Raw genomic sequence first — 26,113 nt, forward strand, 5'->3', positions numbered from 1 at the left:
CAGTCACAGACACCGCTGTGTGAGCATCGCTATCATGGTGAAAAACAGGCGTATCAGACGCCTGCTCTCACAGCGGGAACATAACAATGAAACAGGGAACGTTACGCTATGGCGGCCTGCTCGGGGCCGCCCTGTTACTTGCGGCTTGCGGCGGCAGCGGTAGTTCAGGTGGGGAGAGTTCTCCCCCCGTCGTCAATCCGCCGGTCACCCACCCTCCGGTCGCCACGGCCAGTCGTGCCTGCTATGGCGACGATCAACCCGCCTGCAACCTGCGCATCTATCAGGTAATGGTGGAGTCGTTTGCCGATGGTGACGGCAGTGCCAACTACGGCGTCGGCTATGGCCCCTCCCAGCACAACGGCGATCTGCAGGGGATCATCGACAGTCTCGACCACATCAAGAGTCTCAACGTCAACGCTATCTGGCTCACCCCGGTGTTCGACTCCTGCGCGGGGCAAGGCGGTGATAACAAGCTCGATGCCACCGGCTACTTCGCCTGCGACTTTTTTACCGTGGATCCCAACTTTGGCAGCAATGCCAAGCTCAAACAGCTGGTGGATGCAGCGCATCAGCGCGGCCTCTACGTCTTCCTCGACGGGGTGTTTGGCCACGTCAACAAGGTGGGGGTGAGCAAGCCCTCGCCAGAGGGGCGTCTGCCAGCCCTCACCAGCGGCGGTGCGGGTTATCCCGGCCAGCTGGTGGATTACAGCAAGCCGGAGAGCCTCGCCTACTTCAAGGAGGTCGCCCGCTATTGGGTCGAGCAGTACGGTATTGACGGTTGGCGCCTCGATCAGGCCTATCAGCTTGGGCTGGATGATTGGCGCGCCATTCGCAGCGAGGTGGAGCAGGCCAGCGCGGCGCGCAAGGCCGCCGGTCAGCAGTGGGGCACCCTTGGCTACATGGTGGGCGAGGTGTGGAAGGGTGCTGATGACATTCGCGCCCAGGCTTACGGTAGCAGCGACAATCCGGCGCTCTCCTCAGCCTTTGACTTCCCGTTGCGCTACGGCATCGTGCAGGCGCTGGCGGTGGAGGAGTCCGGCAAGGGCGGCCAGGGGGCCAGCGTGCTTGACGCTAGCTGGAACAAGGTGGAGAACTACCCGAATCACGCCATGCCGAACCTGATGCTGGGCAACCACGATCTGGTGCGTTTTGGTGATCTGCTGGAGCGTGGCAATTTCAAGTCGACCGAGTACTGGCAGCGCCACAAGGCGGCCTTCAGTTTCCTCGCTGCCCGCTCCGGCCCCATCACCTTCTACTATGGCGAGGAGTTTGGCGATGAGGTGCCGGGTTTTGCTGCCAAGGTCAGCGGTGACTGTGCGGCACAGGGCTTGTGCGACGATCATGTGGCCCGCAGCGATGGCAAGGTGCCCGCTGTCACCGGTTTTGTGCCGGGTAGCGAACAGGCCGAGCTGAAAGAGTGGCTGGCCCAGTTGCTGGCGATGCGTGCAGCGCACCCCGCCCTCTATCAGGGGGAGCGAGTCAAACTGGTGGCCGAGGGCAGCCTCTATGGTGACATCAAGCAGACGGCGGGGGAGCAGATAGTCTACCTGCTCAACCTCTCCACCACGGCGCTCAGCTACAACCTGCCGACGGGCAAACTGCGCAGCGGCAGCGCGCTGGTGGATCTGCAAAGTGGCGAGAGTCTGGCTATCGGCGGCAGCAGCGTAACGGTGGAGATACCGCCCTTGAGCGGGCGTTTCCTGCGTCTGCAATAAGTCAGCCACAGCACGCTTTGATATGAGAGAGGGCCCCATCGCGGGGCCCTCTCTGTCATTGTGGGTGACAAAGTCATGGCGGGTTATGCGGTGCTCTGGCCCCGGTTTTCCAGCCGCTGGCGGAAGGCACGGGCCAGTCGCTCGTAGAGATCTTGCGCCTCCTTGTCTTCGATATCGCCGCGGATCCAGGGGTTGTCGACTATCTCCAGCAGCACGCAGTCACGCCCTTGCTGGCGCAAGTCGAGCCCGTAGAGGCCATTGCCGAGCTGATGGACGGCGCGGCGGGCGGTCTGCAGTACCCGCTCCGGCACCTCGTTAAGCGGCAGCGCCTCGATCCGGCTCATGTCGAGAGGGTGCTTGCGGCGGCGGATGCGGTTGCCGGGCTCGGGCCGGAAACGGCGGCAGGCAAACAGCGGAGATCCATCGAGAAAGCCGATGCGCCAGTCGAACTCGGCGGGGATCCGGCTCTGCACCAGCAGCAGGGCGGATCTCCCCAGCCCCTCGTCCAGCAGGCGAGCCAGCTGCTGCTCGTCGCTGGCCATGGCCAGATCCCGCCCCTGCGCCCCGTCGGGCACCTTCACCATCAGCGGCAGGCCGAGCCGCTGTACCAGCTCATCCACATGGTGGCGGCCGCGGCGGGTGACCACCATGGTGGGCGGCATGGGCACGCCGCTGCGCACCATCAGCTCGTAGAGGTAGAGCTTGTTGCTGCAGGCGAGGATGGCGCGGGAGCTGTCGATCACCGGCATCTTGAGCTGTTCGGCGCGATGGGCAAATTCGAAGGTGTAGTGGCCGACCGCGGTTTCGGCACGCAGCCAGAGGGTGTCGAACTCCGGCAGCCGCTCGATGGCCGACGGTGGCAGGATCTCGGCCCGGATGCCTTGGGCTGCAGCAGCACGGATAAAGCGCTCCAGCGCCAGCCCGTCACTGCTGGCACGGCCATCATCGGGGTCGACCAGAATGGCGAGCTGGTAGAGCGGCGCCGCCTGCTCCTCATCACCGGTCCCCACCAGCGCCTGAGCGTGGTGCAGCATTAACTCTTTCTCGCTTGGGCTCAGCTCCAGCGGTGACAGGCTCTGCTGCTGGCGCACGGACCAGCCGTGGCGGCCGCGCTTGAGGGTCAGCTCCTGCAGCGGCAGCTGGCTCAGGCCATAGTAGTAGCGGGCCAGCCCCGCCAGCTCGCTCTGTTCACACTGGCCGAAGATGGCGCGCACTCTAATCCGATCCTCGCTCTGCTGGGCCAGCCACCCCTGTGCCTTGCGCCACAGTTTGGCCGGTGGCTGCTGGGGTTGCAGTCTGCTGATGGCCTGCAGACCCGGCAGACAGTGGTGGCCGCGTGCCTGGGCCAGCAGCGAACAGTAGTAGCCTGCGCTAAGGTGTTCCAGATTGCGGCAGAGGTTGATGATGCGGGGTCGGCCGCCGGTGGTCGGCACGCCATGTTGCAGATAGGTGCGGGCGGTCAGCAGATAATCGGCATGGCAAGGCCAGTCGCCCAGCTCTTCGACGATGACATAGGTACTCATATTTTCGGCTCCACAGATCAGACTGCCTGAACAGGCAGGATCCCCAGTGGGCTTCGATGCACCGACAAGCACGACAATGGCGCGAGGGGAAACAAGAGGTTACAGTGCCTAATATGACGCCTTGGTAACTTGTGATACAAGTCGCATTTTTGGTGCTGAGGATAAATAACCGAACAAGGACTCCCCGTGTTGACCGTACGAGCGGCCCGAACCGATGATCTGGGCGCCATCGTTAATCTGGAACGCTACTGTTTTCCCCCCGAAGTCGCCTTCGGCCGCAGCCGCTGGCACTATCTGCTGGCCCATGCCAAGGGGCGCACCCTGTTACTGCTGGATGAGAAACATCAGCTGATGGGCTATCTCTGCCTGCTGGAGCACAGAGGCTGGGATCGGCTGGTCATTCAGGCGCTGGCCATCCGCTGGACGGTGCGCCGTCTGGGCTGGGCCCGCCGCCTGCTGGAGCAGGTGATCCGCGAGGGCAAGGCCGCTGGCTGGGGGGCGATTCGTCTCGAAGTGGGGGACGCCAACGAAGAGGCGCTGGCGCTCTATCAGGGATTGGGATTTCGTCCCCAGCAGCGGCTGGCGGACTACTATGGCCGCGACCAGCACGCCCACCGGCTGGTGCTGCCGCTGGTGAGCGACGAGGAGCGTGAGCGGCGCAGAGTGGCTCGCACTCAGGCGCGCAAGCCCTCTTCACAGGCCAACTGATCATGTTGAACGAGCAGAATAGAGGAGCAGGATGAGCTGCGACAACTGTCTTGCCACCGCCATCAGGGCCAAGCTGGGGCGCTGTCCGGTCTGCGCCGGCCAGACCTTTGCCATCGGCATGGTCGGTTGGCTGGTCTGGTGGTGGTTTGGTGCCGACACCTCGGTCAACGCCCTCACCGGCCTGCTGTTTGCGCTGGGTGGCTCGGCCCTTTTGCTGCTCCATCTGGCGGTATTTGTCTGGCGCAAGGCGACCGGACGTGAATTGAGCGATGAATAAATCATATTGGTTTCAACAACATAAATAACAATATCGGTTGAGATAATGGAGGTTCAGATGATTGCAATGGTAACGGGCGCCTCGTCCGGTTTTGGTGAGTCCATCAGCCGCCAGCTGGTGCAGGCGGGCTACAAGGTGATCGGTACCGGTCGCCGTGCCGAGCGGCTGGCCGCACTGGCCGACGAGCTGGGCGCGCAGTTCCTGCCGCTGGCGTTCGACGTGCAGGACAAGGCGGCCACCCGCGCTGCCATCGCCGCTCTGCCGGCCGAGTGGTGCGAGGTGGATCTGCTGGTCAACAACGCCGGTCTGGCGCTGGGGCTGGAGCCGGCCCACAAGGCGGATCTGGAAGATTGGGAGCAGATGATCGCCACCAACATCAGCGGTCTGACCCTGCTCACCCGACTGCTGCTGCCGGGCATGGTGGCGCGCAATCGCGGTCACGTCATCAACATCGGTTCGATTGCCGGCACCTACCCCTATCCGGGTGGTAACGTCTACGGCGCCACCAAGGCGTTCGTGAAGCAGTTCAGCCTCAACCTGCGCGCCGATCTGGCGGGTACCGCCATCCGCGTCACCAACGTGGAGCCGGGCCTGTGCGGCGGCACCGAGTTCTCCAACGTGCGCTTCCACGGTGATGATGCCAAGGCGGCCTCCGTCTATCAGGGGGTGGATTCGATCCAGCCGGAAGATATCGCCAATACCGTGCTCTGGGTGAGCCAGCAACCGGCCCACGTCAACATCAACAGCATCGAGATCATGCCGGTGGCGCAGACCTTCGGCCCGCTCCATATCAGCCGTCGCTGATGGCTGCTGCGGATGAAATAAGAGAGGCTCCCAAGGGAGCCTCTTTGCATTGGCGAGCCGTTCATAGGCTCATGATCTTCTTGAACTCTTCCTCTGAATACTTCTTCTCGGTGCGCTTGGTGAGATCCGTCATCAGCTTGTAGCGCAGATCTTTGGCCATCTGATAGGTCTGCTCCAACTGGCCATAGGAGTAGTCGGCGGCCAGCCCGATGGCGGTAGCCTTGTCGCTGGCGTAGGCCTGTTTCAGGCTCTTGTCGAACAGCGCTACCTCCTTGTAGAGCTTGCGGCTCTCCTTGCTCCAGACGCTGCGCAGTAGCGGCAGGTACTTGTCCGGATCGGCGCTGGCCAGCGCGGTCAGGCTGCGGAACTGCCAGTAGGCGGAATCATCGGAGTAGCTGTCGCTACCGGTGCGATAGGGCAGGGGGTAGGATTCCAGGGTGTTGTAGAGCGGCACCATCACGGATTCGGCCAGCACGCCATAGCTCTGCCAGATCAATCCCTGCAGCTCTTTGGGCATCTCCTTGCGCAACTGGATGACGTGGGATTCCAGCTGGCGATCGACGCGGATCGGCCGCTCCGCCTTGCCCGCCAGCGGCGTGCCCTCATAGGTGGCGCTCAGCAGCCTGGCCACGTCCGGCACGGCGATGGGGGCATCCGGCTTCATAAACAGTGGATATTGCGCCTGCCGGGTCGCCTGTTTGTGGGAGGCAGTCAGCATTTTCTGGCCGAGCCACTCCCGATCCACGTTGTAGGGATCGGCAATCACTCCGAACGCCTTGGCGAAGTTGAAATCTTTCGGGTCGGCGTTATCCAGCAGTTTGTGCTCGCGCACGAACTCCAGCAGCTTGGGCGAGTGCAGCACATCGGCGCTGTCGAGATTGACGCCATGGATGCGCAGGCCGTTGGCCACCATGGCGTAGCTGTCGTCCGGCACTCGCACCGCGATCCAGTGGTGGCCGGAGCCGATCTCCATCAGCCAGGCCTCGTTCACATCCGCCAGATAGAGGCTGTTGCCCTCACCGGCGCCATATTGCTCCACATAGCGTCCAAGCAGCTCGACCCCCTCTTTGGCTGTTTTGACCTGCGGCAGGATCAGGGTCGGGATGATGGCCTCGATGACCCCCTTCTCGATCAGCGGATCGGCTTTCCGGGCCTTGTCGTTGACCTCGGCACTGGTGGTGGCCGAGATGGCGACGTTGAACTCGTTGATGCCGCGCTCTTCATAATATTTGCCTGCCGGATCGCTGGTGGTGGCATCCCAGTCGTGGATGGCGGAGTAGGCTAAGAACGCCTTGGGCATCGGCACTTCCAGCCCGTTGCCCAGTTTCCAGAGTTTGCCCTCGTTCTGCTGCGCGGGCCGGAAGGCGAGGTACTTGTTCCAGTTGTTGACGCCAAAATCCTCGTTTCTGGCGATCATTACGCTGCCGTCCAAGCTGGCTCCCTTGCCGACGATAAGGCCGGTACAGGCGTCGGCACTGGTGCCAAGCAGGGTGAGCAGGGTGGCGGAGAGAAGGCTCAAGGTGTGTTTTTTCATAGTTATGCCCGAAAGGTTGCGGTGAGTGAGAGTCAGACGAGGGGATGAGGTGTGGGGAGGCTGCAACTCCGAACTGGCAGCGGAGCGAGCACGGCAGATTGGTCTGCCTGTTATTGGTTTTTCGAACAGATCATCCATGACACGGCTGGCTGGTTGTGATGTGCGCCAAAATTGTATTCCTGAGTGGTTGTTTATTTTGTGATCGAGCTGCTGTTCCTGACTTTTCTCTGGCATTGTGGTGCGCGGACGGCGAAATGTGCCAAAACAGCGTGAACCGGCAGCAGATGAGTCATGATTCTGACGCCAGTTTGCGTGGGGGACGTGGTGAGATCCGCCATATCTCTGGATCTCGCACTATCTGACAAGTTGGCCTGTAACTTGCTGGTTTAATTGATAATGGTGGGGCCTGACGCCCCATGTGACCGGATCAGCCTGTGCTCATTGCCGCAGATGCGCACCGAATTGGAGCCCCCATGGATATCAAACCCTACAGCCAGCAGCTTGCCCAGAGCGCATCCAACAACCGCGCCCTCGCCACCCTCAACAGTGCCAGTAGCGGCGGTCAGGGTGGTGGCTGGGAGGAGATGGTCAGCCTCTCCACCCAACGCATGACCGGTCAGGCCCAGCAGGTGCTGACCTACGAACATCTGGCCAAGAACAACAAGCTGCCGCCGGCGCTGGATATGAGCTCCGACAAGGGGGGCGTGGTGCAGCAGCTGGTGGACAAGGCGCTTGGTTTCGATCGCAAGAAGTTCAACGAGATCGAAGAGAAGCTCAAGACCATCGCCGATAACAAGAAGCTGACGCCGGAAGAGCGGGCGGAGCAGAGCAAGCCGCTCAACGAACAGCGAGAGGCGATGCTCAAGGAGGCGATGGATCGCCTGACCGGCAAGAAGAGCTCATCCAAAGATGAGGCCAAAACTGCCTGATCCTGCCGCCGTTCTGAGATCTACCCGGTCGGCACCGATGGGCCAGTGTCGACCGCTGATGGGCAAGCTTCTGCCACCTCTTTTGACCTCCCCTCCCCACAGGCGCACAATGTCCGCGCATTGAGCCAGTCGAGGAGTCCGCCGTGTACAACTTCCAATATGCCAATCCGACCCGTATCTGTTTCGGCGAGGGGCAGATCGCCAGCCTGCCCGAACTGATCCCGCCCGGCAGCCGGCTGCTGGTGCTCTATGGCGGTGGCAGCATCAAGCAAAACGGCGTCTATGAGCAGCTGACCCGTGCGCTGGAGGGGGTGACGTGGCAGGAGTTTTCCGGCATCGGCGCCAACCCCAGATTCGAGCTGTTGATGGAGGCGGTGGCGCAGGTGAAGCGCGAGCGCATCGACTTCTTGCTAGCCGTCGGCGGCGGCTCGGTAGTCGATGGCACCAAGTTTGTCGCGGCGGCCGCCTGCTACGAGGGGGATGATCCCTGGGATATCTGCGGCAAGCAGGCGAGTGTGCACAAGGCGCTGCCGATGGGCTGCGTGCTGACTCTGCCGGCGACCGGTTCCGAGAACAATCCCACCTCGGTGGTGAGCCGGGGGGATGTGAAGATCTCCTTCAGAAGCCCGCTGGTGCAGCCGCAATTTGCGGTGCTCGATCCGACCACCACCTACAGCCTGCCACCGCGCCAGATCGGCAATGGTGTGGTGGACGCCTTCGTCCATATCGCCGAGCAGTACCTCACCTTTCCGGTGGGGGGCGAGGTTCAGGACAGACTGGCGGAGGGGCTGCTGCAGGTGCTGGTGGAAAACGGCCCCAAGGCGCTGGCGGAGCCGACCAACTATCAGGTGCGGGCCAATCTGATGTGGGCGGCCAGTCTGGCGCTCAACGGCCTTATCGGTTGCGGGGTGCCGCAGGATTGGGCCTCTCACGCCATCGGCCATCAGCTGACGGCGCTTTACGGGCTCGACCACGGCCAGAGTCTGGCGGTGGTGCTCCCCTCACTGCTCCGTGAGCGGGCGAGCCAGAAGCAGGACAAGCTGGCCCAGTTTGCCGAGCGGGTGTGGCATTCGACCCGCGAGGACAAGGCCCTGCGCATCGAGGAGGCGATCATCCGTACCGAGCAGTTCTTCCAGAAGATGGGATTGGGTACCCGGCTGGCTGACTATGGCCTCAGCGAAAGTTGTATTCCGGCGGTCTGCTCCAACCTCAAGCGGGTGGGGCGCACCGCGCTCGGTGAGCAGCAGGATATCGACCCGGATCGGGTGGCACGCATTCTCGCCCGCGCGCTATAAGCCGGCGCCGGTTTGTGTCCCTGGCTGATTCATTTTCCCAATTAAAGAGGGCCGCTTGTTGCGGCCCTCTTGCATGACGGGTTAGCCGATCACTCGGTGCGAGCCTTCAGATAACCGGCGTAATCCGGGATCTGTACGCTGAACGCCTGGCGCATATGGGGGCTGTCCATGATGAAGTCGGCGGTCGCCTCGTTGGTGGCGACCGGGATGTTCCAGACCGCCGCGAGGCGGAGCAGCGCCTTCACATCCGGATCGTGGGGCACCGCATTGAGGGGATCCCAGAAGAAGATCAGTACGTCGATCTTCCCTTCGGCGATCAGGGCGCCGAGCTGCTGGTCACCCCCCATCGGGCCGGAGAAGAGGCAGGTGATGGGCAGCTGCGCCTGCTTGCCGAGCATGGTGCCGGTGGTGCCGGTGGCGTAAAGATGGTGGAGCTTGAGCTCCTCCTTGCGGCGCATCACCCAGTTCAGCAGAGGGGTCTTCATGTTGTCGTGAGCCACCAGTGCCACCCGTTTGTGGGGCGCCATCTCGCGTGCAATCTGTTCCATGGAAATCGTCCGTAGCATTGTTATTGGCAGAGAGCCGTATCCTAATCGAAAGCCATGACAGATGCTGTGTCGGGCGTATTAACTGTGATCCTGTCGAAAAGTTTTCGGGTCATGTGACTCAAATATGGCGGTCCAAATAAAGAGACCCGCGCTGGCGGGTCTCTTTATTTGCTGGCCTGCTGGCTCAGGAGCCGTGGTGCAGTTGCGACTGCTGGTAGTTCTCCAGCCCGATGCGATCGATAAGGTCTAGCTGGGTCTCCAGCCAGTCCACATGCTCCTCTTCATCCTCCAGGATCTCCTGGAACAGGTCGCGGCTGATGTAGTCCTGCACCGATTCAGCGTAGGCGATGGCTACCTTGAGGTCGGGGATGGCATCCATCTCCAGCGAGAGGTCGCAGCGCAGCATCTCTTCCACCGTTTCACCGATACGCAGCTTGCCCAGATCCTGCAAATTGGGCAGCCCTTCGAGAAACAGCACGCGCTTGACCAGCTCGTCGGCGTGTTTCATCTCATCGATGGACTCGTGATACTCCTTGTGCCCGAGCGCCTTGAGGCCCCAGTCATCGTAGATGCGGGCGTGCAGGAAGTATTGGTTGATGGCAATCAGCTCATTGGCCAGCACCTTGTTGAGGTGGGCAATGATCTTGGGATCTCCTTTCATCGACAGTGCTCCTTGGTTCGTGCCTGAGGCTTCGATCGTTAGAGCTTAGTCCAGAAAAGTGACAACAAGAGGTATGGCGAGCCAGCTCGCCTGAGAAAAGGGGGGACCCTGTTGGCGGGTCGCATCAGAAAAGAGGTGTCCGGATCAGGCCACTTCGTAGTAGAGCACGGGTTGCTCCTGCTCCATCTTGTCGAGCTCGGCGGCAATGATCTCCATGGTCATGCGCACGCATTTGCCACATTGGGCGCCCACCTCGAGCGACTGCTTGAGCTGGCGGAATTCGCTTTTACCTGACTGCACCGCTTTGCGGATCTGGGTATCTGTGATGCCGCGGCACAAACAGACGTACATGATGGTCACCTCTTGTGGAATGAGATGAAATCTAAATGAGAATGGTTCGTAGTGCAAATAACCATTGGTAATAAGACCCCCTGCTTGCCACTGTGCAACCCCTTGGGGACAATGCTGGCAACCAGAGGAGATCACCATGCTCAAGAAACTGTTCAGCGCCCTGTTCGGGGGCGAGCCGACCAAGGTTGTGGAAGTGACCCCGACCGAATATGCCGGCTATCTAATCTATCCGGAACTCATGGCAGAAGGTGGCCAGTATCGGCTGGCGGGCCGCATCACCAAGGAGCTGGATGGGGTGCTGCAAACCCACCGTTTCATCCGCTCCGATCTGTTTGCCAATCCGGCCGATGCCGAACGTTTCATGGTGCAGAAGGCCCACACCTTTATCGATCAGATGGGAGATCGCATGTTCGAGCCCCGCAAACCGGCTGACAGCCAAGCTTCATGACACTGCAAGAGGTCACCCTGCTGCGTGAGGCGCTGGCCCGCGCCGGTGAGCGGCGCCTGATCTGGCTGGAGGGGGAGGAGGCCGACTGCATTGCCCGCGCCCAATCCCTGCTCGGCGAGACCGTCTTCTGGCTGGGTGCCGGGCCCGAGAGTTATGCCCCGCAACCCGCCGCCAAGGCGCTGCAGCGGCTCGGTCAGGAGTGTGACACGCTGGTGTTCAATGCCTTTAGCGGCTTTCACCCCGACGCATTCGGAGCGCTGGCAGGTACTCTATGCGCCGGTGGCTTGCTGCTGCTGCTGACCCCGCCCAGAGCACAGTGGCCTGCATGGCCGGATCCTGACCGGATCCGGCTGGTGGCCCAGCCGGAGGAGGTGGGCCGGGCCGGGCACGGCTTTATCGCCCGACTGGTGCGGTTGCTGGAAGGTGAGCCAGCCCTCTCTCTGGAGCCGCCGCTTTGCTCACAGCCGTGGCAACCGCTTGGGCCCGAACGCAGGCTGAGCTGCGATCAGGCGCGGGCGCTGCCCGCCATCCACAAGGTGTTGCACGGTCATCGCCGTCGGCCGCTGGTGCTGAGCGCTGACCGCGGTCGTGGCAAGAGTGCGCTGCTGGGGCTGGCTGCCGCCGAGTTGCTGCGCCAGCAACCCTCGCTGAACATCGTGGTGACGGCCCCCTCGCAGGCGACGGTGGCGACCCTGTTTGCCCACGCCGCTCGCGGGCTAGATACTACGCCTGAACAGCTGACCGGACTGAGCTACTGCTCGCCGGATCGGCTGGTGCACGAGGCGATGAATCCCGATCTGCTGCTGGTGGATGAAGCGGCCGCCATTCCGACCCCGCTGCTTGAGGCCATGCTGGCCCGCCACAGCCGCATCGTGTTTGCCACCACCGAGCACGGTTACGAGGGGACGGGGCGCGGTTTTCACCTGCGCTTCAAACGGGTGCTCGATAGCCAGACCCCGGAGTGGCAGGAGATCCGCCTCTCTGAACCCATTCGATGGAGTGAGCGTGATCCGCTGGAGCCGCTGATTTTCCGCCTGCTCGGCCTCAATGCCGAAGTGGCAACTCCCTTGCCGCCGACCAGCCCGAGCTGGCGTCTTATCTGTCAGGAGGCGCTGGCGAGCGACGAGGCGTTGCTCAACCAGCTGTTCGGCTTGCTGGTGCTGGCTCACTACCAGACCACGCCGAGCGATCTCAGGTCCCTGCTGGAGAGCCCGGATCTCGACATCCATCTGCTGGAGCAGGATGCGAGCCTGCTGGGTGTGGCGCTGGTGGCGCGGGAAGGGGAGATAGAGCCCGAACTGGCCGAGGCGATCTGGGCCGGGCGTCGCCGTCCGCGCGGCCATCTGCTGCCCCAGTCGTTGCTGGCTCATGCCGGTTTCAAAACGGCGGGGGGGAGCAGCTACGCCCGGGTGATGCGTATCGCCATCCATCCCGAGCTGCATCGCCACGGGCTGGGGTCGCTGCTGCTTGGCAAGCTTGAGGAGCACTATCGCCAGATTGGCACCGACTACCTCGGCTCGGCTTTTTCGGCCAGCGCCGACCTGCTCCCTTTCTGGCGCAAGGCCGGACTGACGGTGCTGCGCATCGGTCTGCAACGGGATGCCGCCAGCGGCTGCCACGCAGCCCTGCTGCTCAAAGTGCTGAAACCCGAGCATGAGCCCGAGCTGGCCGGGTGGCAGCAGCGTTTCGTACGCCAGTTGCCAACCTTGCTGGCAGGCGAGCTGAAAGGATTGGAGCCCGAGCTGGTATGGCAATGTCTGCAAGGCAGCACCGTCACCGCGGCTGAGCTTGACGAGTTCGAGCGCGATGAGGTTGGGTGCTTTGCCCTGCATCACAAGCCGTTTGAACTGAGCCAATCCAGCCTGCAGTTGTGGTTGGCGCGCCATCTGGCTGGGCTGGGTTCACTGACTCCTGAAGAGCGCTATCTGCTGATTGCCACCATCTGGCAATATGCCGACTGGGGAAGACTGGCCGCTAGGTTGCAACTGGCGGGCAAGCCCGCCGTGATCAAGAGGTTGCGGGCGCTGTTGGCGCGTCTTTTGAGTTCCTCTACCACTCGATAGGTTTGCCCTGCCAGTCGAGAAAGCTCAGCTCGCCATCCGGTTGCAGCCGGTTCATCAGGTTAATCAGATGGTCGGCTACCAGCTCGGGACTCTGCACATTTCCTGGCGGTACATTGGCGTGAAACGGACGGGAGAGTGGGGTATCCACTATGCCGGGATGGAAGGCCAGCAATTTGACGCCGGGGGCCCGCAGGGCCAGCTCGATGGCGGCACACTTGAGCAGCATGTTGAGGGCGGCCTTGGATGCGCGATAGCCATACCAGCCGCCAGCCCGGTTGTCGCCAATGCTGCCGACCCGGGCGCTGAGAACGGCCAAAGTGCAAGGCTCGCGGCCAAACAGCGGTAACAACTGGCTGATCCAGCGCAGCGGCAGCAAGGCGTTGGTCTGGTAGAGGCGGGTCATGGCATCGAGATTTATTGCTTCGAGCCGTTTCTCCGGCTGAATTTCCCCCTGATGCAGAATACCGTTGCAGATCACCACCCGATGTGGTTTCGGCGCCAACTCCGCGATGCGGGCCACCACTTCTGTCATCTGCTCATCGCTGTAGTCACAACATAGCCAGTGCAGGGCCGGCGAAGAGGCTCCTGCTGGTGCGGGCTGACGGCTGATGGCAATCACTGGCCCAACACCCGCCACCAACCAGTGTGTCACCAGAGCCGCCCCGATCCCGCCAGAAGCGCCAATCACGACGATACCTTCACTCATCTCAGGCTCCTTGTGAGTACATGATGGATTTCACCATCTGCCAATATTGTCCTGAGTGGCAGATACGATCGTGCCAGCCTGCGGGATCAAGCGGTTAACGCTGCAATCTTGCCGAGATCCGAGCCGTTGGGTGAATTCCATTCCTATACTGAGGGAAAACCGCAGCGGTCTGCTGCCCGCGCAACCAGAATGAGAGTCACCATGATGTCCAAAGATGGGGAAGAGCGTAAATCTATCCTGACCGAAAGTGGCACCAACGAACTTGAGATCATCGAGTTTCACCTCAAGAAGCAGCTACCGGACGGCCGTGAAAAAACCGCTTATTACGGGATCAACGTCGCCAAGGTGCGCGAGGTGATCCGGGTGCCGGAGACCACAGATTACCCCAATGCCCAGCGCCATATGGTGGGGGTCTTCTCCCTGCGGGATCGCCTCATCCCGCTGGTGGATCTGGCGGGTTGGCTCGGCATCAAGACCAACCCTGACCCCAGCCACAAGGTGGTGATCGTCACCGACTTCAACAAGATGGCCAACGGCTTTCTGATCGATAGCGTCAGCAGGATCCACCGGGTCTCCTGGGAGGATGTGGAGTCCCCCAGCCAGTTTCTGGAAGCGGGGGAGAACGACTGCGTGGTGGCCGTGGTCAGGCGCGATGGCAACCTCATCATGATCCTCGATTTCGAGAAGATCATCGCCGATATCAACCCCGAGCTCAGCATGGAGAAGTACGACGTCACCCAGGATCGCAAGGTGCTTATCGACGATCGCATGATGGCGCTGCGCCAGGGCAAAACCATTCTGGTGGTGGACGACTCGGCCTTTATCCGCAAGATGATCGAAACCACCCTGCGCACCGCTGGCTACAACGTGATCACGGCCAAGGATGGGGGAGAGGGGCTGGAGATGATGACGGATTTCGATCGCCTGGCCCAGGAGGAGAGAATGCCGGTGACCGGCTTCGTCAATGCGGTGATCACCGATGTGGAGATGCCGCGCATGGATGGCATGCACCTGCTCAAGCGTCTGCGGGATACCCCCTCCTACAAGGAGATGCCCATCGTGATGTTCTCCTCCCTGATGAGCGATGACAACCGCCAGAAAGCGCTGCAACTGGGGGCCAACGATACCATCACCAAGCCCGAGATAGGGCGCATGGTGGGGATGATGGACCATATGCTGCTGGGGATTGCCCCGCCTTCGCCCGCCAACAACATCTGACCTGCCATTAACTTGCCATTGGCCGGTCGAATCCACTGACCGGTTGCCTCAAGCGGCCACTCCTTGCCAAGGAGTGGCCGCGCTGTTTTGGCTGTTTGCTGCGATCCCGACGCCCCTTGTCTCCCGGATACGATTCATGTAATGATAATTATTATCATTTGTTGGTGTGAAGCATATGACAGCAACCTGGGTGAAGGGGTGGGTCGAGTCGACCGAAGGTGGCAGCAGCATGAGTCACTGGAAACAGCAGACCCGAGAGGGCAACCGGCTGTTTGACTGCGGCGAGTATCATCAGGCGTTGGCTCATTATCAGCAGGCGCTCTGGCTGGCTCGTCAGCAGTTGGTGCAGTGGCATGACGCCGATGAGGCGGTGGCGGCGCTGGTGGTGGCTCACCACAATCTGGCGGATCTGCTGGTGGCCATGACTCTGCCCGATCGCGCCGCCGACCTGCTCTGCTATGTGCACGACTGCCTGTTGGCAACCTGTCACTCCCCCGCTTGCTCCTCTCGCCTGCGAGAGGCTGCTTTGCGCCATACCCGCACAACCCGTGCCGAGTTGCTGACGTTCGTACAGCGCCACGGCAGCCACGCCGGGATCATGCGTTCGCTCGGTCACTGCCTGTGTCAGAGCGAGCCCTCATCCCGGCTCCATTAATCCGAACAGAGGTCATCATGAGCCATACCCTGCCTGCCCTGAACTATGCCTACGACGCACTGGAACCCCATATCGATGCACTGACCATGGAGATCCACCATAGCCGTCATCACCAGACCTATATCAACAACCTCAACGCCGCACTGGAAACGGCGCCCGAGCTGGCCGCACTGCCGGTAGAGGAGCTGCTGCGCAGCTTCGATACTTTGCCCGCCACCTTGCAGGGTGCGGTACGCAACCATGGCGGCGGCCATGCCAATCACTACCTGTTCTGGCTGGTGATGAGCCCGCAGGGGGGCGGTGAGCCGGGTGGTGAGCTGGCTCTGGCCATTGAGCGGGAATTGGGGGGATTCGATGCCTTCAAGCAGGCTTTCACTCAGGCGGCTCTGAGCCGCTTTGGTAGCGGCTGGGCCTGGCTGGTGGTGGACAAGGCGGGCAGATTGCAGGTGGAGAGCAGTGCCAATCAGGATAGTCCCCTGATGCATGGCCATACCCCGATCCTGGGACTGGATGTGTGGGAGCACGCCTACTATCTCAAGTACCAGAACAAGCGTCCTGACTATATCGCAGCCTTCTATCAGGTGGTGTATTGGGCCGAAGTGGCCCGCCGCTATCAGGCGGCGCGAGGCTGACCTGGTCGCTGGGTATGGGTGTGCAGGCTCACCGCCACAATCCGCGCTGTAATAACAAGACCCGCCAGTTGGCGGGTCGTCTGTTTATGGTGTGGCAGTGCTGACGCTGGCGGCTGAAGGGGTCATCGGCAATGTGGGCAAGGCCGCGCTGGGCATCTCGGCGGTGGTTTGTGCCGCGGGGTTGGCGGGAGTGACCGGCTCAGTGGCTGCCGCTGCGGATAAAGCAGGAGTGACTTGTTCAGTCGCGGCCGAGGCTGATGGAGTAGCCGACTCGGTGGCAACCGCGGCAGATACTGCCGCTGGCTTGGCCTCATCCACCGCCGGTTTGGGCTGTTTGAGGCAGGGTTGCAGGCTGCCGATGGTGCTCAGTGACTGGCAAGGCACAGGCAGACCGATGGGCACAGGAGCGCCGAGGAACTTGGGCCCTTTGTCCAGCACATAGAGGTCGAGCAACCCCATCAGGCGGGCAAAGACTTCCCGCACCCGGGTGCGGATCCCTTGATAGGCGCTGGGATCCTCGGCATTGAAGCCGACCGCATCGATACCGAAATGGCGAGCGATGAAAATCGCCCGCTCGTTATGAAAGCCTTGAGAGACCACGGTAAAGCGCTCCTGGCCGAACACCTCTTTGGCGCGAACCACTGAGTCGAGGGTGCGGAATCCGGCGAAATCCATATAGATGGCGGAGGCGGGGATGCCCGCCTTGATCAGGGCGCGGCGCATCTGGCGTGGCTCGTTGTACTGCACGGTGGCGTTGTCACCGGAGACGATGATGAAGTCCACTTTGGCATTGTTGTAGAGCTCGGCCGCCGCCTTGATGCGGTATTTGAAGTAGTGGTTGGGGCCGCCACCGGAGAGGTATTTGGAGGTACCCAGCACCACCGCAACCCGGTTGTAGGGCACCTTGTCCACCTGATCGTAGGTGTAGTGACGGGCATCCGAGACGATCCACTCGCTGTAGCCCAGCAGCATGGCAATCAGGGCCAGCAGCAAAACGAGGCAGGCGAGGAGGATCTTGGCAAACTTCTTCATGCGCGGTGCGGTCAGGGTCTGAAGTTGGGAGTGGCTATCGGCATTCTATTACAACTCGGCCGCTGGCGTCAGGCTTGATAACGGGCGGGCACCTCATTCGGGCAGAGGTTGTCGCAGCATAGGCCGGGAGAGCGGGAGGATAAAGAGAGGGGCTGCGGTGGCAGCCCCTCTGGTCGGTGAAGGTCTATCAGTGGGCGGAGTCGTTACCCTTGCAGGCGTCTGACTCCTTGTTGGCTTGCCACCAGGGCAGCAGATCCCGGGCGAGCCACGCCCGATAGGCGTCGCTGTCGTTGGCGATCAGCCGGTCCAGCTCCCCTTCGAAGTCGCTCATCGCCTGCTGCCGATCCGGATTGCGCAGCGCCTGTGCCAGCGCCAGCCAGCTGGCGCCGCGACCGGTATCGTTGAGGAAGCGGTGCACGGTATAGGACCAGGAGTAGACCATCTCGCCACCCTGCTCGTAGTCAAGGTGGAGGATCGCCGCCAGTGTCGGGCGCTGGTTGGCAGGGCGGTTTGCCACGTTATCCAGACCACGGGCAAAGCACTGGCCGTGGGCGATGTACTCTGCAATCCCCTCTGCCCACCAGGTAGTGCGGTTGAGCGGATAGTGGCCGAAGCTGCCGTACTGGTTAAAGCGGCCGTCGAGATAGTGAACGTACTCGTGGCGCAGGTTCCACACCTGGAAGGCAGGGCGTTTCCACTCCGCCTCATAGGCGAAGAAGCGGGCCTGATTGCCGGGGCGAGCCGGATCCCCCTCGATATAGATGCCGCCATTGTCAGTGGAGACACCAAACAGCGCGCTGCCGTAGCGGCCCCAGTCGGCGGAGGAGTTGAAGATCACCAGCTCCAGCGCCTCGTTGTGATCATCGGCCACCGGTTGCCAGCCAGTCTCCATCTGCTGGTGGAAGCGCTGCTCTTCATCACCCAGCTCGCGGCAGATCCCTTCGGCCTGAGCCTGAGTCAGATCCTGGGCGCGCAGACGCAGGGTGGGTGAGCAGGTGTGCTCGAACGGCAGAATATCTTCCATGCGGATCGGGGTACAAAGCCCGGCGAACTCGCCGCTGACACAGGCTTCGCTGGTGCGATCCGTGTAGGTGAGGTAGTAGCTGGAGAGGGTCAGGGATACCTCTTCCAGCATGGCAGCCGGATGCTGGCCGCCCGGGACCAGCCCCTGCTGGCGCATGATGGCGATGACATCGCGATCCAGCTGTTGGCGATAGGCGATCGCCTTATCCGGGCTGGTGTGATGGAGGTAGCGCATCATCTGGTAGAGACGGCTATGGGCATCGAGGATGTTGTTGAAGATAAACAGATCCCGTGAGCCATCGCGCTGTTTCCAGAGGGCCAGCTCGCTCAGGCCCAGTTGCAGCAGGCTCTGGCGCAATGCCGCCTCCTGTTGCAGCACAGCTGCGCTGAAGTCAGCCTGCTGACCGTAAGAGGCGCTCTGATCGACCAGATTGAGCAGCTCGAACAGGCCATCGGCCCAGGGTTTGTGGCCATTGATCTGCGCCGCATGTTGCACCGCATAGCCGAGCGCCTGGTTGAGCTGGGTCAGCATGGGGGCGGCACTCTGGCGGAAGGCGGCTTGGCCAAGTTGTCCCTGCGCCGCCACGCTCCAGGCTTCCAGCACTGTGCCAGCTTGATCCTGCGGTTCAGCTCCCAGCAGCAATGGGTGGTTGAGCAGATCAATCATCACCCCGGCCAGAGCCCGGGCGGGCTGATCACTCTCTTTGCCAACGCCGCCGTGGTAGTTGTGGGCGCGCACATAGTAGAGCAGCTTGTCCATTGCCGGATGGGTCGGCTGGTTGGCCGCCAGCAGGGCACGCATGCCGCGCACCACCGCCATCAGCTTGGCGTCATCGTGGCCGTAATCCGCCTGCCAGGCAGGGCTGTTCTGGCCGCTCACGTCAGCCACCAGTTTGGCTGCATCGCTGTCGAGCAGATCTACATCAGGTTGTTCTGGCTCGGAGCAGAGGCGACCGTTGGCGCGGCGGCACTCCAGTTGCTCCTCCTTGCTGGCCAGCACGATGGGGCGATTGAGCACCCGGCTCTCCTGCCACTCTTTGCTCTCTGGCAGGGGTTGCCACTCGCCGCCGGCGACCGGGTATTGGTAGCCGCTATCTTGCAACGTTACCTGAACCTCGCTGCCTGCGGGGATCACCTGACGGCAGATGCGATAGCGGATGGTGTTGCTCCCCTCCTTGCGCTCCTGCGGCTCATCACACTCCTGCTGAGGCGTGAGCTGATCCAGCTGCCACTGATAGCGGCGCCAGACGTGGATCTCGCTGACCTGAGCGGCAGCCTGACTGCCTGCCACCGGTTGCAGACGGAAGAAGATCTGCTCCAACCGGCCATCCCGCTCGCTCGGGGTCTCTTCAAGTACCTGCAACTGCTGCCAATCCTGCGGCTGATAGTGCCACTCCGACTCGGCGCAGCGGCCCCGCGCGTTGAGTTCGCAGCGATCCAGCTCCCTTTCGCTCTGACCCAGGATGATGGCTTGCGGCAGCGGCAGACGATCCTGCCGCTGGGCGGTCGGCGTGCCCGCCAGCTGCTCCCAGCGACCCTGCTTGAGGCCATAACCAAAGTCATAACTGCTGGCGGGAATGAGCTTGCCCGCCGGAATCCGATCTTCACAGCGCACGAAGCGGATCTGCCAGCCCGCATCTACCTTGAGCTGCGGCTCGCCACACTGTTGCTCGGCCAGTGCGGCGAGATCGCTGCTCTGCCAGTCGAAGCGACGGTAGACCCTAAGCTGCTGGTAAGGAGCATTGCTGCTGCGCGCCTTGAGCTCGTAGGTGATCTCGGTGATGCGAGCGGCCAGTTGCCGGCTCGATTCGCCAGTCAGCCGATACTGTTGCCAGTCATTGGGGGAGTAGTTGGCTTGCGCCGAGGATGTAGCCAAAAGCAGGGGGCCTGCCAGCAGCAGCCACCCGGTACCTGAACGGTTCATTTTTATCCCTTTGTTCTTGTTTGTGTATTGTCTTGCGAGTAATCGCAAGGCAATTTAACCAGTTCCAAAGGGATATCAATTGCCAATTAAAAATCAGATAAATCAATAAGATGATGATTTTTTGAGTCTGATCGAGATATCGTGGGTTGGCGCCGCAGTGAGGACTCACATGTTTCTTTTTCTGTTTTCAGAGCAGATCGGGAAATTGTGAGTCCGATCTCATTCAGCTTGTTGTGACGAGGTGGTCTGTTGTCGGGCAACCTTGCCCAGTCGTTGGCGGGAGGGTTTGAGATTGCCGCCAAGATCGGGCCAGGGGAGCCAGTGGTCGGGCACCATAAAGCCGGGCAGGGTGGCACGGATCCAGGCAGCTATTTCTGAGTCGGGAACCGGCTCGCCGTGCCAGTCGATAAAGGCGGCGGGGCGTTGCCCCCACTCATCGCTCGGTACCGGCACCACCAGCGCCTGGGCGACAGCGGGATGATCTACCAGTCGCTGCTCTATGGTTTCGGGCTGGATGTTTTCGCCACCCGAGATGAAGAGGTTATCTAGCCGTCCCTCTACCAGCAGTTCCCCTGCCGCAGTGAACCTCCCCTTGTCGCGGGTATGAAACCAGCCTTCGTCATCGAGGGGCAGTTCCAGCTCTCCATCTCGGTAGTAACCGGCAAACAGGGTGGCGCCGCGCACGCAGATCTCCTGCTCCCTGATGCACACTTCCCGTCCCGGTAGCGGTTTGCCAACTACGCCTGTATCGCCGGGGATAGCGGTGCAGACCTGACTGCCCATCTCGGAGAGACCATAACTCACCTTGGGTTCGAGCCCCATGGAGCAGAGGTGGCTCACCAGCGGTTGCGGGATGGCGGCGCCACCGAGCAGCAGCTCGCGCAGGCGGGTACGGGCGGGATCAAAACCCTCTGCCAGCAGACGCCAGAGCTGGGTTGGCACCAGCGAGAGATGGGTAATGGGTTGCTGTTCAAGCCGTGCCTTGAGCGGCTGACTGCGATCGTCTAGCACCAACGTGGCACCCGCCAGAAAGACCCGAAACAGGATGGCGTAGCCGCCCACATGGAACAGCGGCAGGGAGAGTAGCCAGCCGCAGGCCTCATCGAGGGGAATAAGGGTGGCAGAGCCGCGTGCTGAGGCAAGGTGGTTGCAGAGCCGGTGCACCACCGCTTTCGGCGTGCCGCTGGAGCCGGAGGTGAGGATCATGTTGTTGAGTTGGGTCGATTCCAGCGGCCACGCTTCCTCGCTTGCCGGCAGTTCGCGCGTGAAGTCGAGCGGCAAGGGCTGCCAGTTGCCTGCCGGGATCTCCCCTGCCGACCAGAAGGCATCGGCATCGAGTTGCACCGCCAGCTCGCTCTGCTTTTCGAGAGGAAAGGCGGGGTTGAGCGGGCAGAACACCACGCCGCTGCGTACGCAGGCCCACGCCAGCAGCACATCTTCCAGCGCACCGCGCACCACCGCAGCCAGATGTTCACCACGGCGCACTCCGGCTTGTTTCAGCTGTTGGCACAGGCTGTTGAGGCGGGCATCGAGCTGGCGGTAACTGAGGGGCGAGGCGGCGTGGATGGCAATGCGGTTCGGGGCTGTGATTGCCCGGTGGCGTACCGGGCAAGGTGTCTGTTCGGGTGAACGTGTGGGTTCAATCACGGTAATACAGTTGCTCCAGTCGGCTCAGGTCCGGTTTGCCATCTTCCCCCAGCAGGTTGCCCGCCATCCAGCGGCGGGTATCCAGACCCGGCGCCTGTTCCGGCGCCCATTCGCTCGCCAGATGAAAGAGCTGGTTCAGGCCCAGATCCGATTCGAAGCAGGAGGAGATGATCACCTTGAGCCGCAGTTCGCGGGCGCGGGCGATCAGGGCTTCGCAGTTGGCGAGTGAACCGAGCAGGGTAGGCTTGAGCACCAGCGCGCGCAGTTGCGGGATCGGTTCCCACGGCTTGCCTTGTGCCAGCAGTTCGTCCAGCGCCACCGGCATGCCGGTGCGGTTGGCGACAAAGGCGATGTCGGCAAAGTCGGCGCAAGGGTCTTCCAGATACTCGATGCGATTCGGGTCGAGGTGGCCGCAGAAGGTCCACGCCTCCTCGCGAGTCCAGCCCTGGTTGGCATCCAGCACCAGCTTGAGGGAGGGGAGGCGGTCGCACAGCAGGCGGATCAGCGCCAGCTCGTCACGCATCGGGTAGCGTGCCACCTTCAGCTTGGCCTTGCCGGGCGTGCGGTGCAGCCACTCTTTCCAGTTGCGCAGCAGCTCCTGGGGGGAGCCTTGAATGAGGGGATAGGGCTCCGGCAGCGGGTTGCGCTGCTCGGGCCATGTCCGGCGCGCGCAGTCGAGGCCAAATTGCACCGACGGCAGCACGGGGTTCGGGGTGTCGCCGGCGGCCAGTGCTGCCAGCGTGGCAAGGGCTTCTGCCTCTGCCTGTTGCAGGCTCTCTTTCGAGAAGCCGGGCAGGGGGGCAATTTCCCCCCAGCCGTCGTTGATGCGCACCAACAGCCCCTCTCGCGCCACCTCCACCTTGCCGTGAAAGGTCAGTGGCTGGGTAAAAGGCAGTTGATAGCGATACAGGGCGAGTGTCATCAGGGGTTCCGCTTGTATTTGGAGAAGTCGGGGCGACGCTTTTCGTTGAAGGCGTTGCGGCCTTCCTGACCCTCTTCGGTCATGTAGAAGAGCATGGTGGCATTGCCCGCCAGCTCCTGCAAGCCCGCCTGCCCATCACAGTCAGCGTTGAGGGCGGCTTTCAGGCAACGCAGCGCCATCGGGCTGTTTTGCAGCATTTCACGGCACCAGCGCACGGTTTCACGCTCCAGTTCGGCCAATGGTACGACGGTGTTGACCAGACCCATGTCGAGGGCTTGCTGGGCATCGTACATGCGGCAGAGGAACCAGATTTCGCGGGCCTTCTTCTGGCCGACGATACGAGCCATGTAGGAAGCACCCCAACCGCCGTCGAAGGAACCCACTTTCGGGCCGGTCTGGCCAAACTGGGCGTTGTCGGCGGCGATGGTCAGGTCACACATCATGTGCAGCACGTGGCCGCCACCGACCGCGTAGCCCGCTACCATGGCAACCACAGGTTTCGGGCAGGTGCGGATGTCGCGCTGGAAGTCGAGCACGTTGAGGTGGTGAGTTCCCTCGTCATCGCGGTATCCACCGTAGTCGCCACGGATCTTCTGGTCGCCGCCGGCGCAGAAGGCTTTCTCGCCAAAACCGGTCAGGATGATGGTACCGACCTGATCGTCATAACGGGCATCGGCCAGTGCCTGCAGCATCTCTTTGACGGTGCGGGGGCGGAAGGCGTTGCGCACCTGAGGGCGGTTGATGGTGATCTTGGCAATGCCATCGTTGGACTTGTGATAGAGGATGTCCTCGTAACCGGCGGAGCAATCCTGCCACTCAACCGGAGCGTACAGTTCCGCTTCCGTCATTGCTTCAATCATGGTTTTTTCCTTCTGATCTGGGAGAGTGCAGTTGAGCACCGAGTTGAACTCTGAGTTGAGCAATCCCGGCATGTTGAACAGGTGCATACAGTTCAGCTTCCGTCATTGCTTCAATCATGACTCGTCTCTTCTTGTTGGTTGACCCACTCCGCGAGGAGTCGGGCAAAGTTATCAGGCTGATGGGCGTGCAGATTATGGCCGCCATCCAGCACCAAGTGGTTGATTCTGCGATTTTGGTTCGCCAGCTGGCAAGCCAGCTGATGGAATTTGTGATCCCGCTTGCCACTCACATAAGTAACCGGCAGCTGGCTCGCCATGAGCCAGGGGGCGAGATCCGGCTGCTTGCCGAGCGAAGTGGCGCGCAGCATGGTGGCGATGCCCTGACCGTCGTTGCCAAGGCGGCGGGCGATCTGGCGGGCCCGGGCCGCATCGTCAAGATCGGCAAACACCCCTTGCCGGTACCAGTCTGCCAGCACGTCAGCCAGGGGCTCACGCTCGAAGCGCTGCGCCCACCGTTCATCGTGCTGGATGCGGGCGGCTCGCTCATTGTCTGGTAGCCCCGGGTGGCAGTTCTCCAGCAGCAGCCCCCGCAGCCCGGCGGGCTCGCGGCTGGCGTGGTAGAGGGCCAGTCGCCCCCCCAGCGAATAACCCGCCAGCAGATAGCGTTCAATGTTGCGGCTGGCCAGCTCGGTGACCAGCCACTGGTGGCTCTGCTCAAAGTCGCTGACGTTGAGAGCGCTATGCTGACCGTGACCCGGCAGATCGAGGGCGATGCAGCGGATGGCGGGCAGCCGGTCGATCACCGGTTGCCAGTCGCCGCTATCCCCCAGCAGGCCGTGCAGCAGCACCAGCGGCACATTGGCATATTTATTTGCCACGGATGGCGGCCCCCAGTGCCTTGAGATCATCGGCCACCTGCTCGCTCGGTACCCGGATCTCGATCAAGGTAACGCCATGTTGGAGGGCGGCGCGGTAATCGCGTTCGAACTCGGGCAGGGTGGTCGGCGCCCGATAGGCGAGGCCAAACATGGCGGCGGCATGTTCAAAGCCGAGGCCGTGGGGCAGCCGGTAGTAGCTCTCCAGCAGCTCCCCTTCGGTGGGCACCGGCAACATACGAAAGATGCTGCCGCCATCGTTGTTGAGCAGGATCACCACCAGCGGTCGACTCGCCTTGCTGAGCAGGGCGAGGCTATTGAGATCGTGCAGGGCGCTGAGATCCCCAAGCAGCAGGGTGGTAGGCTCATCACTGCCCGGCCGTGCCGATTGGGCAAACCCGTAGGCGGTGGCGATCAGGCCATCGATGCCGGAGGCGCCACGGTTGGTCATCACCCGGCTCGGCCCCTTGCCCGTTTCGCCGAGCATATCCATCAGTCGGGCGGGCATGCTGTTGCCGACAAACAGTTGGCCTTCGATCAGGCGGTTGAGGCGATGGCAGACCCCAAGCTCGGAGAAGTGCTCGCAGGCCGCGGCGATCTGCTGGCTGGCGTTGTGTTGCAGCTCGGCCAATGTGTGCCAAGGGGCTTGTGTGGTGACCGGATGGGCCGCAGCAAAGGCGCTGGCACTGCAGAGCAGCCGGTTGCGCAGCCGGTAGTCGGGATCGAGCCGCGCCGGTTGCGGATCCACCAGCCAGTAATCCTGCCATGAATGGTGCTTGATGAACTGGCCAAGCCGCTTGGAGACAAGCCGCGCACCAAATTGCAGCAGCACCTCGGCACGGCCCAGCTCTGCGACGAATTCAGGGTCGTTGAGCGCCATATCCATGTGGATGAGGTTGCGGCTGTCGAAGCGGATCTGGCTCTGCAGATCCGCCAGCAGCGGCCAGCCAAGTTGCTCCGCCAGCGCGGCGACCACCTGTGCCTGATTCGGGTCGGTAATGCGGCCAGCTATAACGATGCCGCGCTGTTGCCGAAAGCTTTCCCACTCCGCCTGAGGTGGGCAGGTCGGCTCGCTTTGCTGCCACGGGCTCCATGGCTTGTGCGAGCCGAGCCAGTCGCCGAGGGGGGCCAGATAGTCGGAGAAATCCTGATAGTGCTCGCCCGGGTAGAGGGGCTCGGGGTACATGCAGTTGAAGTGCACCACTCCGGGAGTGAGCGCCTGTTTGGCCAGCGCCTGATCCACCGAACTCAGCACAAACGCCGCCGGAATGGTCGGGGTGGGGCTCGGCAGGTTCTGCTGATAGACGGGGTAGCGGCCGAAGATCCCTTGCTGGTCGATCGCCTGATTGGCGCCGTTGTCGATAAGCTCGTGAGGGCGATCGGCGGAGAGAATAATCAGCGGCACGCCGGTGAGCTGGGCCTCTGCCACGGCGGGCCAGAGGTTGGCCACTGCGGTGCCCGAGGTCATGATCACCGCCACCGGCCGGTTGCTCCCCTTGGCCAGCCCCAGCGCCATAAAGCCGAGGCCACGCTCGTCAAAATGCTGATGGCGGCGAAAACCGGTATGGGCGGCTGCCGCCATGGTCAGCGGCGCAGAGCGGGAGCCGGGGGCCAGCGCGATATCGCGCACCCCGAGGCGAAAGAGCTCCTCCAGCAAGAGGGAGGACCAGACGTGGTTGAAGGTGGCGTGCTGGCTCGAAAACGGTGTGCAGGCAAGCTCTTCGCTGGCAGGCTCTTTACGGGTGGGCATAGGGGCTCTCGTA

At 62.1% G+C, this 26,113-nt stretch carries 25 protein-coding genes; 11 read left to right on the top strand and 14 right to left on the bottom strand.

Annotation, left to right across the window (positions count from 1 at the left end; translation table 11 throughout):
• The first annotated feature begins 86 nt into the window (after window positions 1–86).
• Window positions 87–1,715: an alpha-amylase family glycosyl hydrolase gene (locus AB5Y67_RS11805; protein ID WP_199427713.1), complete on the top strand. Its 1,629-nt coding sequence runs from the start codon at window positions 87–89 to the stop codon at window positions 1,713–1,715.
• Window positions 1,716–1,798: 83 nt separating this feature from the next.
• Here the strand turns inward: AB5Y67_RS11805 and AB5Y67_RS11810 are convergent, their stop codons facing one another.
• Window positions 1,799–3,238, bottom strand: a complete 1,440-nt coding sequence (locus AB5Y67_RS11810) for a RimK family protein (RefSeq protein ID WP_199427714.1) — start codon at window positions 3,236–3,238, stop codon at window positions 1,799–1,801.
• A 186-nt stretch (window positions 3,239–3,424) separates the two neighbouring features.
• Between AB5Y67_RS11810 and AB5Y67_RS11815 the strand changes: the two genes are divergently transcribed.
• From AB5Y67_RS11815 to AB5Y67_RS11825, 3 genes are read left to right on the top strand one after another with little or no spacing between them, the layout of a single operon-like run.
• Window positions 3,425–3,946, top strand: coding sequence for a GNAT family N-acetyltransferase (locus AB5Y67_RS11815; RefSeq protein ID WP_021231662.1), 522 nt, complete (start codon window positions 3,425–3,427; stop codon window positions 3,944–3,946).
• A 31-nt stretch (window positions 3,947–3,977) separates the two neighbouring features.
• The gene (locus AB5Y67_RS11820; protein WP_199427715.1) at window positions 3,978–4,223 is read left to right on the top strand and encodes a DUF3624 domain-containing protein; all 246 of its coding nucleotides are present in this window, start codon (window positions 3,978–3,980) and stop codon (window positions 4,221–4,223) included.
• Window positions 4,224–4,280: 57 nt separating this feature from the next.
• Window positions 4,281–5,027 (top strand): SDR family oxidoreductase, encoded by a 747-nt coding sequence (locus tag AB5Y67_RS11825; RefSeq protein WP_199427716.1) that lies wholly within the window; start codon window positions 4,281–4,283, stop codon window positions 5,025–5,027.
• Window positions 5,028–5,088: 61 nt separating this feature from the next.
• On the opposite strand, the gene AB5Y67_RS11830 is transcribed toward AB5Y67_RS11825, so the two are convergent.
• Complete coding sequence (locus AB5Y67_RS11830; protein ID WP_199427717.1) at window positions 5,089–6,561, bottom strand: C69 family dipeptidase; 1,473 nt, start codon at window positions 6,559–6,561, stop codon at window positions 5,089–5,091.
• 473 nt (window positions 6,562–7,034) lie between these two features.
• On the opposite strand from AB5Y67_RS11830, the gene AB5Y67_RS11835 reads away from it, so the two are divergent.
• A complete protein-coding gene (locus AB5Y67_RS11835) occupies window positions 7,035–7,490 on the top strand; it encodes a hypothetical protein (protein WP_019446593.1) in 456 nt (151 codons plus the stop codon).
• Between the two features lie 143 nt (window positions 7,491–7,633).
• A complete protein-coding gene (locus tag AB5Y67_RS11840; RefSeq protein WP_199427718.1) occupies window positions 7,634–8,785 on the top strand; it encodes an iron-containing alcohol dehydrogenase in 1,152 nt (383 codons plus the stop codon).
• An 89-nt stretch (window positions 8,786–8,874) separates the two neighbouring features.
• Here AB5Y67_RS11840 and AB5Y67_RS11845 read toward each other — a convergent pair whose 3' ends face one another.
• The 3 genes from AB5Y67_RS11845 to AB5Y67_RS11855 all read right to left on the bottom strand — a co-directional run bounded on the left by AB5Y67_RS11845 (window position 8,875) and on the right by AB5Y67_RS11855 (window position 10,345).
• Window positions 8,875–9,333, bottom strand: a complete 459-nt coding sequence (locus tag AB5Y67_RS11845; RefSeq protein WP_005354960.1) for a methylglyoxal synthase — start codon at window positions 9,331–9,333, stop codon at window positions 8,875–8,877.
• 184 nt (window positions 9,334–9,517) lie between these two features.
• On the bottom strand, window positions 9,518–9,994 hold the full coding sequence (gene bfr, locus AB5Y67_RS11850) for a bacterioferritin (protein ID WP_005354959.1): 477 nt from the start codon (window positions 9,992–9,994) through the stop codon (window positions 9,518–9,520).
• A gap of 144 nt (window positions 9,995–10,138) precedes the next feature.
• Complete coding sequence (locus tag AB5Y67_RS11855; RefSeq protein ID WP_005335965.1) at window positions 10,139–10,345, bottom strand: bacterioferritin-associated ferredoxin; 207 nt, start codon at window positions 10,343–10,345, stop codon at window positions 10,139–10,141.
• Between the two features lie 136 nt (window positions 10,346–10,481).
• Here AB5Y67_RS11855 and AB5Y67_RS11860 point away from each other — a divergent pair, with 136 nt between their 5' ends.
• Window positions 10,482–10,793 carry an HlyU family transcriptional regulator gene (locus AB5Y67_RS11860; RefSeq protein WP_199427719.1) on the top strand — a complete coding sequence of 104 codons (312 nt, stop codon included), beginning with the start codon at window positions 10,482–10,484 and terminating at the stop codon, window positions 10,791–10,793.
• Window positions 10,790–12,856 (top strand): tRNA(Met) cytidine acetyltransferase TmcA, encoded by a 2,067-nt coding sequence (locus AB5Y67_RS11865; RefSeq protein ID WP_368207806.1) that lies wholly within the window; start codon window positions 10,790–10,792, stop codon window positions 12,854–12,856. The genes AB5Y67_RS11860 and AB5Y67_RS11865 overlap by 4 nt, the downstream gene beginning before the upstream one ends.
• On the opposite strand, the gene AB5Y67_RS11870 is transcribed toward AB5Y67_RS11865, so the two are convergent.
• On the bottom strand, window positions 12,843–13,562 hold the full coding sequence (locus AB5Y67_RS11870) for an SDR family NAD(P)-dependent oxidoreductase (protein ID WP_199427721.1): 720 nt from the start codon (window positions 13,560–13,562) through the stop codon (window positions 12,843–12,845). The genes AB5Y67_RS11865 and AB5Y67_RS11870 overlap by 14 nt on opposite strands.
• 201 nt (window positions 13,563–13,763) lie before the next feature.
• On the opposite strand from AB5Y67_RS11870, the gene AB5Y67_RS11875 reads away from it, so the two are divergent.
• The 3 genes from AB5Y67_RS11875 (at window position 13,764) to AB5Y67_RS11885 (ending at window position 16,067) form a co-directional block, all read left to right on the top strand.
• Window positions 13,764–14,780, top strand: a complete 1,017-nt coding sequence (locus AB5Y67_RS11875) for a chemotaxis protein (protein WP_005335957.1) — start codon at window positions 13,764–13,766, stop codon at window positions 14,778–14,780.
• Window positions 14,781–14,955: 175 nt separating this feature from the next.
• Window positions 14,956–15,435 (top strand): hypothetical protein, encoded by a 480-nt coding sequence (locus AB5Y67_RS11880; protein ID WP_005354955.1) that lies wholly within the window; start codon window positions 14,956–14,958, stop codon window positions 15,433–15,435.
• A 17-nt stretch (window positions 15,436–15,452) separates the two neighbouring features.
• Complete coding sequence (locus AB5Y67_RS11885; protein WP_199427722.1) at window positions 15,453–16,067, top strand: superoxide dismutase; 615 nt, start codon at window positions 15,453–15,455, stop codon at window positions 16,065–16,067.
• Between the two features lie 84 nt (window positions 16,068–16,151).
• Here the strand turns inward: AB5Y67_RS11885 and AB5Y67_RS11890 are convergent, their stop codons facing one another.
• From AB5Y67_RS11890 to menD, 8 genes are all read right to left on the bottom strand, one after another.
• On the bottom strand, window positions 16,152–17,099 hold the full coding sequence (locus tag AB5Y67_RS11890; protein ID WP_199427723.1) for a vancomycin high temperature exclusion protein: 948 nt from the start codon (window positions 17,097–17,099) through the stop codon (window positions 16,152–16,154).
• Window positions 17,100–17,286: 187 nt separating this feature from the next.
• On the bottom strand, window positions 17,287–20,046 hold the full coding sequence (locus tag AB5Y67_RS11895) for a collagenase (protein ID WP_199427724.1): 2,760 nt from the start codon (window positions 20,044–20,046) through the stop codon (window positions 17,287–17,289).
• A gap of 219 nt (window positions 20,047–20,265) precedes the next feature.
• Window positions 20,266–21,693 (bottom strand): o-succinylbenzoate--CoA ligase, encoded by a 1,428-nt coding sequence (gene menE / locus AB5Y67_RS11900; protein WP_325794051.1) that lies wholly within the window; start codon window positions 21,691–21,693, stop codon window positions 20,266–20,268.
• Entirely contained in the window at window positions 21,686–22,615 is a 930-nt protein-coding gene (menC, locus tag AB5Y67_RS11905; protein WP_075116016.1) for an o-succinylbenzoate synthase, read from the bottom strand. The genes menE and menC overlap by 8 nt, the downstream gene beginning before the upstream one ends.
• Window positions 22,615–23,463 (bottom strand): 1,4-dihydroxy-2-naphthoyl-CoA synthase, encoded by an 849-nt coding sequence (menB, locus tag AB5Y67_RS11910; protein ID WP_201908255.1) that lies wholly within the window; start codon window positions 23,461–23,463, stop codon window positions 22,615–22,617. The genes menC and menB overlap by 1 nt, the downstream gene beginning before the upstream one ends.
• Before the next feature lie 4 nt (window positions 23,464–23,467).
• Entirely contained in the window at window positions 23,468–23,593 is a 126-nt protein-coding gene (locus AB5Y67_RS11915) for a hypothetical protein (RefSeq protein WP_265114016.1), read from the bottom strand.
• Entirely contained in the window at window positions 23,586–24,383 is a 798-nt protein-coding gene (gene menH / locus AB5Y67_RS11920) for a 2-succinyl-6-hydroxy-2,4-cyclohexadiene-1-carboxylate synthase (RefSeq protein ID WP_325794049.1), read from the bottom strand. Before menH ends, AB5Y67_RS11915 begins: the two co-directional genes overlap by 8 nt.
• On the bottom strand, window positions 24,343–26,100 hold the full coding sequence (menD, locus tag AB5Y67_RS11925; RefSeq protein ID WP_325794048.1) for a 2-succinyl-5-enolpyruvyl-6-hydroxy-3-cyclohexene-1-carboxylic-acid synthase: 1,758 nt from the start codon (window positions 26,098–26,100) through the stop codon (window positions 24,343–24,345). The genes menH and menD overlap by 41 nt, the downstream gene beginning before the upstream one ends.
• Window positions 26,101–26,113: the final 13 nt, after the last annotated feature.

The organism is Aeromonas sp. s12 (assembly GCF_040907925.1).
Taxonomy (GTDB): Bacteria; Pseudomonadota; Gammaproteobacteria; order Enterobacterales; family Aeromonadaceae; genus Aeromonas; species Aeromonas veronii.